At 72.0% G+C, this 13562-nt stretch carries 14 protein-coding genes; 7 read left to right on the forward strand and 7 right to left on the reverse strand.

From position 1 onward, the window contains the following. The first annotated feature begins 32 nt into the window (after nt 1-32). The 3 genes from KVS71_RS01155 to KVS71_RS01165 all read left to right on the forward strand — a co-directional run bounded on the left by KVS71_RS01155 (nt 33) and on the right by KVS71_RS01165 (nt 3619). Complete coding sequence (locus tag KVS71_RS01155) at nt 33-2570, forward strand: MMPL family transporter (RefSeq protein ID WP_217582975.1); 2538 nt, start codon at nt 33-35, stop codon at nt 2568-2570. A 245-nt stretch (nt 2571-2815) separates the two neighbouring features. Continuing rightward, entirely contained in the window at nt 2816-3160 is a 345-nt protein-coding gene (locus KVS71_RS01160; RefSeq protein ID WP_217582976.1) for a TraR/DksA C4-type zinc finger protein, read from the forward strand. A 21-nt stretch (nt 3161-3181) separates the two neighbouring features. Continuing rightward, complete coding sequence (locus KVS71_RS01165) at nt 3182-3619, forward strand: VOC family protein (RefSeq protein WP_217582978.1); 438 nt, start codon at nt 3182-3184, stop codon at nt 3617-3619. Nucleotides 3620-3718: 99 nt separating this feature from the next. Here the strand turns inward: KVS71_RS01165 and KVS71_RS01170 are convergent, their stop codons facing one another. After that, a complete protein-coding gene (locus KVS71_RS01170) occupies nt 3719-4567 on the reverse strand; it encodes a Gfo/Idh/MocA family oxidoreductase (protein ID WP_217582980.1) in 849 nt (282 codons plus the stop codon). Nucleotides 4568-4632: 65 nt separating this feature from the next. On the opposite strand from KVS71_RS01170, the gene KVS71_RS01175 reads away from it, so the two are divergent. Together KVS71_RS01175 and KVS71_RS01180 are read left to right on the forward strand one after the other, a co-directional pair. Beyond that, on the forward strand, nt 4633-5454 hold the full coding sequence (locus KVS71_RS01175) for a hypothetical protein (protein ID WP_217582981.1): 822 nt from the start codon (nt 4633-4635) through the stop codon (nt 5452-5454). Beyond that, nucleotides 5451-6299 carry an SMP-30/gluconolactonase/LRE family protein gene (locus tag KVS71_RS01180; RefSeq protein ID WP_217582982.1) on the forward strand — a complete coding sequence of 283 codons (849 nt, stop codon included), beginning with the start codon at nt 5451-5453 and terminating at the stop codon, nt 6297-6299. Before KVS71_RS01175 ends, KVS71_RS01180 begins: the two co-directional genes overlap by 4 nt. A gap of 266 nt (nt 6300-6565) precedes the next feature. On the opposite strand, the gene KVS71_RS01185 is transcribed toward KVS71_RS01180, so the two are convergent. Together KVS71_RS01185 and KVS71_RS01190 are read right to left on the reverse strand one after the other, a co-directional pair. Then, the gene (locus KVS71_RS01185; protein ID WP_060921279.1) at nt 6566-7423 is read right to left on the reverse strand and encodes a fumarylacetoacetate hydrolase family protein; all 858 of its coding nucleotides are present in this window, start codon (nt 7421-7423) and stop codon (nt 6566-6568) included. A gap of 10 nt (nt 7424-7433) precedes the next feature. Beyond that, a complete protein-coding gene (locus KVS71_RS01190) occupies nt 7434-8408 on the reverse strand; it encodes a C-terminal binding protein (RefSeq protein WP_217582990.1) in 975 nt (324 codons plus the stop codon). Between the two features lie 77 nt (nt 8409-8485). Between KVS71_RS01190 and KVS71_RS01195 the strand changes: the two genes are divergently transcribed. Together KVS71_RS01195 and KVS71_RS01200 are read left to right on the forward strand one after the other, a co-directional pair. Further along, nucleotides 8486-9235 carry an SDR family NAD(P)-dependent oxidoreductase gene (locus tag KVS71_RS01195; RefSeq protein WP_105949046.1) on the forward strand — a complete coding sequence of 250 codons (750 nt, stop codon included), beginning with the start codon at nt 8486-8488 and terminating at the stop codon, nt 9233-9235. Then, complete coding sequence (locus KVS71_RS01200) at nt 9228-9578, forward strand: nuclear transport factor 2 family protein (protein WP_210676311.1); 351 nt, start codon at nt 9228-9230, stop codon at nt 9576-9578. The genes KVS71_RS01195 and KVS71_RS01200 overlap by 8 nt, the downstream gene beginning before the upstream one ends. A 69-nt stretch (nt 9579-9647) precedes the next feature. Here KVS71_RS01200 and dinB read toward each other — a convergent pair whose 3' ends face one another. Genes dinB through KVS71_RS01220 form a run of 4 tightly spaced genes read right to left on the reverse strand, consistent with a single transcriptional unit; the run spans nt 9648 to nt 13541 of the window. Beyond that, entirely contained in the window at nt 9648-10844 is a 1197-nt protein-coding gene (gene dinB / locus KVS71_RS01205) for a DNA polymerase IV (RefSeq protein ID WP_217582998.1), read from the reverse strand. 60 nt (nt 10845-10904) lie between these two features. Beyond that, on the reverse strand, nt 10905-11708 hold the full coding sequence (locus KVS71_RS01210; RefSeq protein ID WP_217583008.1) for an SDR family oxidoreductase: 804 nt from the start codon (nt 11706-11708) through the stop codon (nt 10905-10907). Nucleotide 11709: 1 nt separating this feature from the next. Further along, nucleotides 11710-12786 carry an enolase C-terminal domain-like protein gene (locus KVS71_RS01215; protein WP_217583020.1) on the reverse strand — a complete coding sequence of 359 codons (1077 nt, stop codon included), beginning with the start codon at nt 12784-12786 and terminating at the stop codon, nt 11710-11712. Beyond that, complete coding sequence (locus KVS71_RS01220) at nt 12783-13541, reverse strand: SDR family NAD(P)-dependent oxidoreductase (protein WP_060921272.1); 759 nt, start codon at nt 13539-13541, stop codon at nt 12783-12785. Before KVS71_RS01220 ends, KVS71_RS01215 begins: the two co-directional genes overlap by 4 nt. Nucleotides 13542-13562: the final 21 nt, after the last annotated feature.

Genomic DNA, 13562 nt, shown 5'->3' on the forward strand with positions numbered 1-13562 from the left:
GCCGTATGCTCTTTTCGTCTGAAGGAGATCACGTGGCTTCACTGCTGTTCCGTCTGGGTTCTTTCGCTGCGCGCAGGGCGTGGACGGTGATCGTCTCCTGGGTGGTCATCCTCGGGCTCGGCGTCGGCGCCTTCCTCACCTTCGGCGGCACGCTGAGCAACAGCTTCGACATCCCGGGCACCGCCTCCGGCGAGGTCACCGATCAGCTCGCCGACAAGCTGCCGGACACCGCCGGCGGCACCGGGACGGTCGTCTATCGGACGGACGACGGCGAGCCCTTCACCGACGAGCAGAAGCAGGCGATCTCCGACCTCGCCGCGAGCGCGGAAGACCTCGACGGCGTCGCCTCCGTCGTCGACCCGTTCGACGCCCAGCGGCAGCAGGATGAGCAGGCGAAGGAGCTGACCGACGGCCGGACCCAGCTCGAGAACGGGCAGGCCCAGCTCGACGCCGGCCAGGCCCAGCTCGACGATGGCCGGGCACAGCTCGACGCCGGGATCACCCAGCTCGAAGGCGCGCGGGCTCAGGCCGAGGCCGCCGGCGCGCCGCCCGAGCAGACCGCCGCGCTCGACGCGCAGCTCGCAGAGCTGAACGCCCAGCTCGCGCAGCTCGAGGCCCAGCAGGCCACCATCGACGCGAACCGCGACGAGCTCGCCGACAACGCGGAGCAGCTGGAGCTCGGCACGACCCTCCTCGACCTCGCGGACGGCGTCGGCGTCGTCTCGGAGGACGGCTCCACGGCCATCGTCAACGTCTCCTTCGTCGACCCGCGCCTGGAACTCGCCGAGGAGACCAAGCAGAGCACCATCGCCCACTTCCAGGACGAGGAGATCGACGGTGTGACGGTCGACTTCGGCACCGACATCGCCCAGGGCGTGCCGGAGATCTTCGGCGTCGGCGAGGCCATCGGTCTCGCGTTCGCCGCCGTCGTGCTCATCGTGATGCTGGGTTCGCTGATCGGTGCGGCCCTGCCCATCGTCACCGCCGTGGTCGGCGTCGGGGTGGGCGTCACGGCGTCCCTGGCGTTCTCCGGCGTCGTCGACATGGCCTCGGTCACTCCCGTCCTCGGCGTGATGCTGGGGCTCGCGGTCGGCATCGACTACTCCCTCTTCATCGTGAACCGGCACCGCAAGCAGCTGCTGGCCGGGTCGCCCGTGCGCGAGTCCATCGGTCTGGCCACCGGCACCTCCGGGACCGCGGTGGTGTTCGCGGGGACCACCGTCATCGTCGCGCTCCTCGCCCTCAACGTGACGGGCGTGCCGTTCCTCGGCCTCATGGGCACGGTGGGCGCCGTCTGCGTCGCCGTCGCCGTGCTCGTGGCCGTGACCCTCGCCCCGGCGATCCTCGGCCTCGTCGGCACCCGCCTGCTCGGTCGCAAGGCGCGGGCGACCATCGGCCAGGAGCACGCGGCCGGGAAGCCCGTGCGCCGGATGTCGACGCTGCGCGCGGTCGTCACCGCGCTCGTCAGCGTCGTCGCGCTGCTCGTGATCGCGATCCCCGCTATGTCGATGCGCCTCGGCCTTCCGGACGGGTCGAGCGAACCCGCCGACTCCACCAGCTACCGCGCGTTCCAGACCGTCGACGAGCAGTTCGGCGAGGGCGCGAACGGCCCGCTCCTGGTCACCGCGACCCTCGACGACGCCGTGAGCGACGACGACCTGCTGGCCACCCAGGTGACCGTCGCGGAGAAGATCGCCGAGCAGGACGACGTGGTCGCGGTGGCCCCCATCGCCACGTCGGACGACAACACGCTCCTCGCCTTCCAGGTGCTGCCCGCCGGAGGCCCGAACAGCGCCTCCACCGAGGAGCTGGTGCAGGACCTGCGGGGTCTCCCCGAGATCGACGGCGGCATCACCCTCGGCGTCGCCGGTCAGGCTGCCACCAACATCGACATCTCCGAGGCGCTGGCGAGCGTGCTCCCGCTGTACCTCGTGGTCGTCGTGGGCCTGTCGCTGCTCATCATGATCGTCGTGTTCCGCTCGCTGCTCGTGCCGCTCATCGCCACGGGAGGGTTCGTGCTGTCGCTGTTCGCGACGTACGGACTCATCGTCGCGGTGTTCCAGTGGGGGTGGGGCGCCGACCTCATCGGATTGCACAGCACCGGTCCGATCCTGAGCTTCCTGCCGGTGATCCTCGTCGGCATCCTGTTCGGACTCGCGATGGACTACCAGCTCTTCCTCGCGTCGGGGATGCGGGAGGCCTACGTGCACGGCGCCTCCGCGCGCGATGCCGTGGCCCAGGGCTTCCGAGCCGGGCGCTCGGTGGTCATCGCGGCCGCGCTCATCATGGTGTCGGTGTTCGGCGGATTCGTGTTCTCGGAGTCGACCATCATCCGGTCCATCGGGTTCGGTCTCGCTTTCGGCGTGCTACTCGATGCATTCGTGGTGCGGATGCTGCTGATGCCCGCGCTCATGCACCTGCTCGGACGCTCGGCTTGGTGGCTGCCGAAGTGGCTCGACCGCATCATCCCGAACGTCGACATGGAGGGCGCGGCGCTGGAGCGGGACCACCCCAGCGTGCACACCGACTCCGTGCCCACCGTGGAGGCGCCGCGCACCCGTCGCGGCTGAACCGCGTTCGCGGGTTCAGGCAGTCCGGGAGGACAGGCAGTCACGCCGGTTCAGGCGCCTGTCACCGGTGTCGCCTGAACCCGCGCGGGCGCCTGATCCTGCGCGAGCGGTCGCGGGGGCACGCTGTCCGGAGAGGACAGGCGGGCGCGGGAGTTCAGGCACCTGCTGCCGATGTCGCCTGATCTCGCGGGGATGCCTGGTCCGGCGACGACGCGAGTGTCGCAGGGCGGGCCTAGAGTGGGCGGATGGATCTGCGTGCGCTGTTGCAAGAGCGCCGCGCCGAGGCCGAAACCCGCGTCACGGCGACGGCGGCGACGCTCGCGGAGCTCATGCGCGACCGCGAGGGCTCGAACGACGATGACGAACACGACCCGGAGGGGGTGACGCTCTCGTCGGAGTGGTCGCGGCTGTCGGGGCTCGCCGAGGCGGCACAGGCGGAGCTCCGCCAGGTGGACGAGGCGCTGATGCGGATGGACGCAGGGACCTACGGCATCTGCGCGCACTGCGGGCGGCCCATCCCGCCGGAGCGCCTGGAGGTACGGCCGTTCGCGGAATACTGCGTGGCCTGCGCCGGGAAGCTCGGTCGTTGAGGCCGGAGTAGCATCGCGGGCATGGCTATCGCCTTCGAGAACATCGGGATCGCCGTGCGCGACCTCGACGCCACCATCGCGTTCTTCATCGACCTGGGCCTCTCCGTGGTCGGACGGGACGAGGTCAGCGGCGAGTGGGCGTCCACCGCGGTCGGGCTCGACGGGAACCACGCGCGGATCGCCGTGCTGCAGACCCCGGACGGGCACGGGCAGATCGAGCTGTTCGAGTACATCCATCCCGAGGCGATCGAGACGGAGCCGACGAGGCCGAACGAGATCGGCATGCACCGGATCGCCTTCTCCGTCGACGACATCGATGCCTCCCTCGCCATCGCCGCCCGACACGGATTCCACCCCTTGCGCGGCGTCGCGAACTACCGGGACATCTACCGGCTCACCTACCTCCGCGGCCCCAGCGGGATCATCCTCATGCTCGCGCAGGACCTCACGAAGGCCTGATTCCGGCCCCGGGCACGACTTCGGCGACCGGAGGCGACACGCCGCCGCACGGGACCTGTGGACGGCGTGCCGGATCCGATCTCCGAACCTGTGCCCGGGTCAGCGGGAGGCGAGAGCCTCGGCGACCATCTCGAGCACGGCGATCGGGGCGCGCATCTCGGGCGCGGGAACCGGCGGCTCGCCGGTCTCGAGCATCCCGGCGAAGGCACGGACGCCGGGCTGCACGTAGCCGGGGCCGATCGGGATCTCCCGGCTCGCGATGCCCCGGCGGCCGACGACGGCCGCCCGGAACGGCACCTGACGATCCCCGTCCGGCCGCACGAACTCCAGCGCCACCGGCACCCCGCCGACCCGGTAGCGGGCGACGACACCCGCGGGCAGGGACTGCACCTCGACGTCCTCCGCGGTGCCGGGCCGCAGAACCTGGGCGAGATCGGCGAGGTGGATGCCGTAGAAGAAGATGCCGCTGTACGGGCTGTCCGGATCGGCCGGCCCCGTGACGGAGACCGCCTGGACCTCCCCAATGCGGGCGGCCTCCGCCACGAGCTCCGCGGTGTCCGCGAGCCAACGGAGCGTGGACGACGAGGTGACGGGCACCCGGCCACGCTGCGCGGCGGCGAGGATCGCGTCAGCATCGGCGACGGTCGCCGCGAGCGGCTTGTCGACCCAGACCGGCACCCCGGCTTCCAGGAAGGGGACGGCGAGGGCGCGATGATCGGCACCGTCGCGGGCGGTCACGATGAGCGCATCCACCGTGCCGAGGAGCGCGCCCGCCTCGTCGACGACACGTTCGATGCCGCCGAGCGCGGCCAGTTCCCGCGTGCGCTCCGGCTCCCCTGCCACGAGGGCCGTGATCCGCACGGGCACGTCCGGGGCCTCGACGTTCAGGAAGCGGACGATCTCCGTGGCGTGGCTGTTCTCGATCCCGACGATGCCGACGCTCTTCATGCGGCCGCCCTCCCTCTCGTGCGGGCCCCCGGCGACCCGCCGTCGCGCAGTAGGCTGAACCCATCATGGACGAGTTCATCCGGGGCTTCTGGAACTTCGCGGGTAACTACTGGTGGCTCGTCTTCCCGATCATGGGCATGGCCGGCGGAGTCGCCAAGGCCTGGGAGCGCGGCTCCAAGCGTCGGCACGAGCGCCGGCTGGAGGCCCTGCGCATGAAGGCGCAGGTCAAGACCGCCGAGATCGAGGCGCGCGCGGCCGCCCGGCAGGCGAAGCACGGCGGTCCCACTGTCGTCGACACGACGGCGTCGGTGGCGCCCGACGACCTGCTCGCCCGCCTCTTCGCCGAGCACGACGAGATCACCGCGCGCTGGCTGGACTACGAGCTCGACGTCGCCAAGCTCATCGCGTTCCCCGCCATGAGCGACGGCCGCCAGCCGCTGACGGCCGCCTTCCTCCGCGCGAAGAAGACCGCGGACGCGCTGCGTCCGGCCTCCGCCGACGCGAAGCTCACGGAGCAGCAGATCGCGGAGTACCTGCAGGCCGTCGGCGACTACGCGGTCGCGTTCGAGATCGCGGAGAAGGACGCCCGGCGCCTGCGCGACTCGACGTTCACCGAGGCCGAGCGCAAGCGCCTCGACCGCGCGCAGCAGCTCCTCAAGGTCGCCGTGGACGAGTCGGCGACGCAGTCCGAGCGGAACATCGCCTACAAGCGGGTGCGCGAGGAGCTCGACGGCCTCATCCTGCTCTCCGACGAGGCCGTGACCGTGCTCGAGAAGCAGGTCGCGAAGGAGCTTCCGTCCGCGCCGGCCGCAGCGGCGGATCATGCCGACCCCGTTCCGGAGCCGCTCCCCGTGACCGACCCGCGGCGGACGGCGGAGGGCGCATGACCCCCGAGAACGTGACCGGACCGGTCGCCGTCCACGCCGAGGCCCCGGTCTGGTGGCCCGGGTGGGGCGGCCTGCGCTGGGTCGACGGAGACGCGGGCGATCTGCTCACGCTCCGCGGCGACGAGATCGTCCGCCAGCACGTCGACGACGAGTACCTCGCGTTCTTCCGCCCGCGGACGTCCGGGGGCTTCGTGGCGGTGGGCGCGCGCACCCTGTACCTCGCCGACGGCCCCGACGCGGAGGCCCGTCCCGTCGCGACGCTGCTCGACGACGGCGCGGTACGCATGAACGACGGCTGCTGCGACCCGCGAGGACGACTCCTGGCCGGATCGATGTCCACGGACTCCACCGCGGGTGCCGGGACCGTGCTCCGCATCGACGCCGCCCTCGACGTGACCACGGTGCTCCCCCGCGTGACCTCGTCCAACGGTGTCAGCTACTCCCCGGACGGCCGCCGCGTCTACTACGTGGACACCGACACCGGCCGGATCGACGTGTTCGACGTGACCGAGGGCGACCTCCGCGGACGCCGGGTGTTCGCCCACATCCCCGAAGACGACGGCGTGCCCGACGGCCTCACGGTCGCCGCGGACGGCAGCGTCTGGGTCGCGCTGTGGGGCGGGAGCCGCGTGCGGGGGTTCGAGCCGTCCGGGGCCGTGCGCGAGGACATCGTGCTGCCGGTGCCGCAGGTCAGTGCGTGCACCTTCGGCGGCGACGACCTCGGCACGCTCTTCATCACGACCTCCGCGCAGGGCCTGCCGTCCGATCACGGCACCGCCGCGGGCTCGGTGTTCGCGGTGCGCCCCGGGGTGCACGGCCTCCCGGTCCTCCCCTTCGCCGGCTGACCCCCGCGCGGGTTCAGGCGCTCGCGCGGCATCAGGCACCTTTCCCCTCCACTCGCCTGAGCCCGCGCGGTTGCCTGAGTTCACGTGGATGCCTGAGCCGCCGGGGGCTTGCGGCAACAGGCTGTCGCGCGAAAGCAGGCACCTCTCCCTCCACTCGCCTGAGCCCGCGCGGATGCCTGAGCCCGCGCAGGCGCCAGCGGTGGGTGAGGACTCTACCCGGGACACGGTTGCACTCAGCGAAAGGAACCGTGCCCCGGGCACAGGCCTCACCCGAGACGGACCCGCTCCGTGCGCTGGTGCTGGCGGCCGAGCCGTTCGATCTCGATGGTCATCTCGTCGCCGTCCTGCAGGTAGGGGAAGCGTCCGGACAGCGCGACACCCTGCGGGGTGCCGGTGTTGATGACATCGCCGGGTTCGAGCACGAGGTAATGGCTGAGCTCGTGCACCAGCTGCAGCACGGGGAAGATCATGTCGGCGGTGGAGGAGTCCTGCCGCGGCTCGCCGTTCACGAAGGATCGGAGGCGCAGCGCCTGAGGATCGACCTCGTCCGCGGGGACCAGTGCCGGGCCGAGGGGGTTGAACGTCTCGGAGCACTTCCCCTTCGACCACTGTCCGCCGGAGACCTCGAGTTGATACGCGCGCTCGGACACGTCGTTCGAGATGGTGTAGCCGGCGATCACGTCGCGCGCGGCCTCGACGGAGGGCAGGTACCGCGCTGTGCGGCCGATGACGACCGCGAGCTCGACCTCCCAGTCGACCTTCTCCGCGCCCGGCGGCAGGAGCACGACATCGTCCGGACCCACGACCGTGTTCGGGTGCTTGAAGAACACCACCGGGTGTGCGGGCGGCTCGGCGCCGGACTCCGCCGCGTGCGCCGCGTAGTTCTGGCCGATGCAGATCACCGCGGTCGGCCGCGCCACGGGGGCGCCGACGCGCAGTCCCGTGGTCTCCACCTGCGGCAGGGAGCCGTCCGCGAGCGCCGCCCGCACGCGGACGATGCCGTCCGCGGCGAGGAAGGCGCCGTCGATGTCGCGGGTCAGGGAGCTGAGATCGCGCACCACGCCCTCGTCATCGCGGACGTATGGACGCTCGTGGCCGATCGCGCCGAGTCGCAGCAGTTCCATGGGAGTCCTCTCAGCGCGCGGCGGCGAAGGCCGGGTTGACGATGGGCACGGCCTCGCCCGCGAGCGAGCGGATCACGTTCTCGGCGGCGTGCACGGGAAGATCCGCCAGAGCCTCCGGGGAGTACCAGGCGGCGTGCGGCGAGAGCAGCACGGTGTCGAGCGCGCGCAGCGGGGACGCCGCGGGGAGCGGCTCCTCCGCGAAGACGTCGAGAGCGGCACCGGCGAGCCGGCCGTCGCGGAGCGCCGCGGCCAGGGCGTCCTCGTCGATGAGCGGCCCCCGGCAGGTGTTCACGATCACGGCGTCCCGCTTCATCGTCGCCAGGGCCGCGGCGTCGATCAGATGGCGGGTCTCGTCCGTCAGCGGCACGTGCAGGGTGAGGATGTCGGCGCGGGCGATCGCCGACGGGATGTCCACGGGCTCACAGCCCGCGTCGCGCACGGCGTCGTCGGAGGCATACGGGTCGGCCACCAGCACGCGGAAGCCGAGCGCCCGGCACCCGCGGGCGACGATCGATCCGATGCGCCCGAAGCCGAGCACCGACACGGTGGTGGAGGACGGCCGCACGGCGAGCGGGCGGGCGTCGACCGCCTTCCAGACGCCCTCCCGCACGGCGCGGTCGTAGGCGGAGAGGCCGCGGGCCTGGGTCATGATCATCGCGACGGTGTGCGCGGCGACCTCTTCGATGCAGTAGCTCGGCGTGTTCGCGACGGCGATGCCGCGGGCCGTCGCGGCCTCGACGTCGATCATGTCGTAGCCGATGCCGACTCGGCTGATGAAACGGAGGTTCGGCAGCCGGTCCATGAGGGCGCCGTCGATGCGCGCCCACTGCACGACCAGCGCCTCGGCTTCGGCGCCGGCGGCGGCGATGTCGTCCGGGCTCCCGGAGGCGGCCCGCTCGGCACGGAGGCCGGCGGCGCGGAGGGTGTCTTCGATGACGGTTCCCGGGAGGTCGCAGTCGGTGACGAGGATGAGCGGCGCGGTCATGCATGCGATGCTATAGCCTCTAGCAACTTCTCGTACAGCGCTGTCCTGGGGGCCCATTCTTGCTATAGCGTTTAGTCATGACTGTTCGCCGCGCACTCGTCACGGGCGCCAGTTCCGGCATCGGAACCGCCGCCGCCCTCGAACTCGCCCGCGAGGGCGTCGCCCTCTGGATCACCTACGCCGGACGGGAGGCCGAAGCCGTCCGCGTGGCGGAGGAGTGCCGCGCGGCGGGCTCCCCGGACGTCCACGTCTCGCGCCTCGACCTCCGCGACCCCGACTCCATCGCCGCGCTCATCGCCGAGATCACGGCAGCGTGGGACGACCTGCACGTCCTCGTCAACAACGGCGGTGTCTGCCCCTACACCCCCTACCCCGAGATCGACATCGAGGAGTGGGACTTCGTCCTCGAGACGAACGCCCGCGGCACTTTCCTGCTCACCCGCGCGGCGCTCCCGCTGCTCCGGGCCGCCGACGGCGACCGCTCCGTCATCAACATCGCCTCGATCGCCGGGCAGGTCGGCGCGCTGCAGACGGGCATCCACTACGCGGCCAGCAAGGGGGCGATCCTCGCGATCACCCGCAGCTTCGCCCGGCACCTCGCCGCCGAGGGCATCCGCGTCAACGCCGTCACGCCCGGCCCGGTCGCCAGCGCGATCACGGATCAGCTTCAGGGCGAGGGCCGCGCCAAGCTCGAGTCGGGCATCCCCCTCGGCGCGTTCGGTCAGCCGGAGGACGTCGCCTGGATCATCGCGTCGCTCGCCTCGGAGCGGGCCCGCTTCATCACCGGAGCCACCTACGACGTCAACGGAGGAGTTCGCATTGACTGACCGCACCACCCAGGACCGTTCTGCCCTCGACACCGTGCAGGCGCAGCTCGACGCCTTCAACGCCCACGACCTCGACGCCTTCGTCGCGACCTATGCCGACGACGCCGTGGTCACCGGGGTCGCGCCGGAACCCCTCGTCGGGTCGGCTGCGATCCGTGCCTTCTACGAGCCGCGGCTGCAGAACCCGGAGCTCTCCTGCGTGATCGACACGAGCGTCCTGTTCGGCTCCCGCTGGGTCGTCGCGCAGGAGCGGGTGATCAACGCCGGCGTCGCGACGGAGACCATCGCGACCTTCGACGTGGTCGACGGCGTGATCTCGCGGGCGTCGATGCTCAAGGCCTGACCCGCTTCGAATCGCCCGATTGGCTGTGTTTCCGGCCGAAATGGGACCATTCAGGCGATTCGAAAGGGGTCAGTGGTGCTCCGGCAGCACCGGGGACGACCAACCGGGGTCGCGGCCGAGGTGGGCGGCGCGCGAGACCGAGGCGGAGCCGTAGCGGTCGCGGAGCGCGTCGAGCACGGTGTCGAGGCGAGACTCGTCGCCCCAGTCGATCGGCAGCTCGGGCGGGACGCTGTCCGCCGCGTCGAGCTGGGTGAGCGAGAGACCGAGCAGCGTGATGCCCCGACCGCTGATCTCGGGGTGCGCCGCGGCGAGGAGCGTGCGGGCGACGGCGAGCAGCAGCGCGGTGCGGTCGGTCGGCGCTCGCAGCGACCGGGAACGGGTGGCCTTCGCGAAGTCGCCGAAGCGCAGCCGCAGCACCACCGTTCGGCACACGCGCTCGCCGTCGCGGAGCCGCCGCGCGAGCCGGTCGACGATCTGGGTGAGGATGACGTCGAGCTCCTCCGGCGACCGCGGACGGACGCCGAGCGCCCGCTGCGACCCGATCGATCCCCGGCGCCTGGTCGTGTCCACGGGTCGGGGGTCCCGCAGGCGGGCGAGAGCATGGACGTGCGCTCCGGTGGCCTTTCCGAGCATGCGCTCCGCGGTCGCCGCCTCGAGCTCCGCGAGCTGTCCGACCGTGCGGATGCCGTAACGGTGCAGCTTCTCCGCCGTCACCGCGCCGACGCCCCACAGCCGCTCGACAGGGAGCGGCAGCAGGAACTCCTCCTCCCGGTCGGGCTCGACGACGAGGAGTCCGTCGGGTTTGCTCACCGCACTCGCGACCTTCGCGAGGAACTTCGTGCGGGCGACGCCGACCGAGATCGCCAGGCCCGCCTCGGCGCGCACGCGCTCCCGCAACCGGACGGCGATGGCCTCGGGGGTGCCGGCGATGCGCCGTAGCCCGCCGACCTCGAGGAACGCCTCGTCGATGGAGAGCCCTTCCACGAGCGGGGTGGTGTCGCGGAAGATGCGGAAGACGTCCTTGCTGGCCGCGGAATAGGCCTCCATCCGGGGCGGCACCACGACGGCGTCGGGGCACAGCTCCCGCGCCTGCCGGCCGCCCATCGCGGTGCGGACGCCCTGCGCCTTGGCCTCGTAGCTCGCGGCCAGCACGACCCCGCCGCCGACGATCACCGGACGCCCGCGGAGCTCCGGCGCATCACGCTGCTCGACCGAGGCGTAGAACGCATCGAGATCGGCGTGCAGAACCGTCGCTTCCCCGCGCATCCCGTTCTCCCGTCGACGAGCGGATCGTCGCACGGACCGGGGACATCGGCGCGGTGGGGCTCAGGGAGCGGGCGGCGCGTCGAAGCGCTCCCGCAGCGCGGGGTCGAGCGCGATGTCGCCGAACGACGCCGTCCAGGCTCCGTCGACCGCGATGGACTGCCCGGAGAGGTAGGGGGCCTCGTCGGAGAGCAGGAACGCCGTCACCGCGGCGACCTCCTCCGCACGGGCGATGCGTCCCATCGGCGGACCCTCCGCGAGCAGGCGCTCCTCCGCCGCAGGGTCGGCCGCCCGGGCGATCTGCGCCTCCAGATGCGGGGTGCGCACGCCGCCCGGCGCGACGGTGTTCGCCCGTATGCCCACTCCGCCATATGTCACCGCGACACTGCGACTCAGGGCGTCGATGCCGCCCTTCGTGAACTCGTAGGCCGCGTGGTCCACGAAACTCGACCGCCCGTGGATCGACCCGATGTTGACGATCGCCCCGGCGACGCCCTGATCGAGGAATGCGGACACGGCCGCCGAGCACCCCCAGAGGTAGCCGAAGCCGTTGATGTCGACGATCTCCCGCACGACCGTCTCGTCGAGCTCGTGCAGCGGCGTGCGCTTCGTGATGCCCGCGTTGTTGACCCAGCCCGCCAGCGGAGCCCTGGCGCGCGCGGCGGCGGCGGCACGCTCGTGGGCGCTCCGATCGGCGGCGTCGCCGAGCACGACCTCGGCGACGATGCCCTCCTCCACAGTCCCGGAGCCGGGCGAGCGTTCGAGCCCGACAACGATCCAGCCGTCGGCGGTGAGCCGCGCGGCCACCGCGCGGCCGATGCCCTTGCCGCTGCCGGTCACCACGACGCTGCGCGGGGAAGGTGTCATGTCAGTCCCTCTCGAATCGGAAGACGGTGGGATCGAGGCCGAAGCCGAGCCCCGGAGCCGTGGGGGGCGTGACGGTGCCGGCGAACCGCGGCCCGCCCGTGACGAACGAGGGTGCGGGGTCGTAGGGATTCACCCCGCGGGCGAAGGTCTCCACCTGGATGCCGAGGTGCGCCGTGACCTCGGGATAGACGTGTCCGGACACGGGGACACCGCGCTCCGTCGCCCAGGCGATGAGCTCGCGCGCGGGAGTGATGCCGCCGATCGCGACGACGTCGAGGCGCAGCGCGTCGACCTCGCCGACCTCGACGAGAGCCCGGAGCACCGCGGGGTCGGTCACCTCGTCGCCCACCGCCACCGGCAGTCCGGTCTCCCGGCGGATCCGGGCCACGCCGGCCGCGTCCTCGGGGAGCAGCGGGTCCTCCAGCCAAGCCAGGCGCGGGTCGCCCCATTGCGCGACCTCCGTCACGGCGGCCTCCGCGTCGGGCCAGCCGAAACCGACATCCACGACGAGTCCGGTCGAGGTGGGAAGCTCTGCGCCGAGGATCGCGAGCAGTTCGCGCATGTATGCCGGATCGGGAATGCGCGAGATCTTCACCTGCGCCCAGCCCTCCGCCTGCGCGAGCACCTCGTCCGCGACCTCCCGCGGCGGGCGCTGCGGAGACGGATACGCGGCGACGAGCATCCCCTCCCGCGGGGCGTCACCGGTGCCGAGCAGGGTCCACAGCGGCACGCCGGCCCGACGGGACGCGATGTCCCACAGGGCGATGTCGACGAGACCGATCGCCCGCCGCACGAGCCCCACCCGTCCGACGATCGCGCTGCCGCGGAGCATCCGGTCCCACGCGGCCGCCGGGTCGTCGGCGTCGAGCCCCACCGCGTGCGGGGCCACCAGGCGGTCGACGATCTCCGCCATCGGGGCCTCGCGCGACAGGCAGTAGGCGACCCCGGTGGTGCCGTCGTCCGCCGTCACCTGCAGGGCGGAGTACTCCCGCCGCGTGACCGTCATCGCACCGAGCTGCAGCGGTGCCGGAAGGGGCAGGACCGCGGTGGCCGTGTCGATCCGGGCGACGGCGGTCATTCGGGCTTCTTCGCGAGGGGCACGCCGTAGTCCACCATGAAGCCGCCGTCGACGTACAGCGTCTGCCCGTTCATGTAGCGCGACTGGTCGGACACGAGGAAGCTCACGGCCGCGGCGATCTCACTCGCGTCGGCCAGGCGCTTCGCGGGGATGCGGGACAGGATCGTGTCGAGACTCAGTGTCCCCTGCTCGACGCCCTGCCGGAACACCCCGGTGTCGACGTAGCCCGGGGCGACAGCGTTGACACGGACACCGCGCGCCGCCCACTCGGCTCCGGCCGTGGAGGTGAGTCCGATGACGGCGGCCTTGGTCGTGGCATACGGCGCCCGCCCCGCGGAGCCTCGCGAGGAGATGGAGGAGATGTTGACGATGCGGCCCTCACCCCGGTCGAGCATGCGCTTCCCGGCAGCCTGGAGCGCGGAGAACACCCCGTGCAGGTTCACGTCCACGACCGCGGACCACTCGTCCCACGTGAGGTCTTCGATCCCGCGATGACGCTGGATGCCCGCGTTGTTCACGAGCACCTCGATGGGTCCGAGCTCCGCCTCGATCTCGCCGAAGACCCGGTCGACGGCGGCATGGTCGGTGACGTCGAGCTCCCGCCACAGGATCCCGGCGGGGTTCTCGCCCGCGGTGAGCCCGGGGACGCGGTCGGTCGCGACGACGAGGTACCCGTCCGCGGAGAGCCGCTGTCCGATCTCCCAGCCGATGCCGGCCGAGCCTCCGGTGACGATGGCGACGGGTCGCGCGGTCATGTCTCTCCTCTGCCTCGGGGA

The organism is Microbacterium sp. GbtcB4 (assembly GCF_019091465.1).
Lineage (GTDB): Bacteria > Actinomycetota > Actinomycetes > Actinomycetales > Microbacteriaceae > Microbacterium > Microbacterium paraoxydans.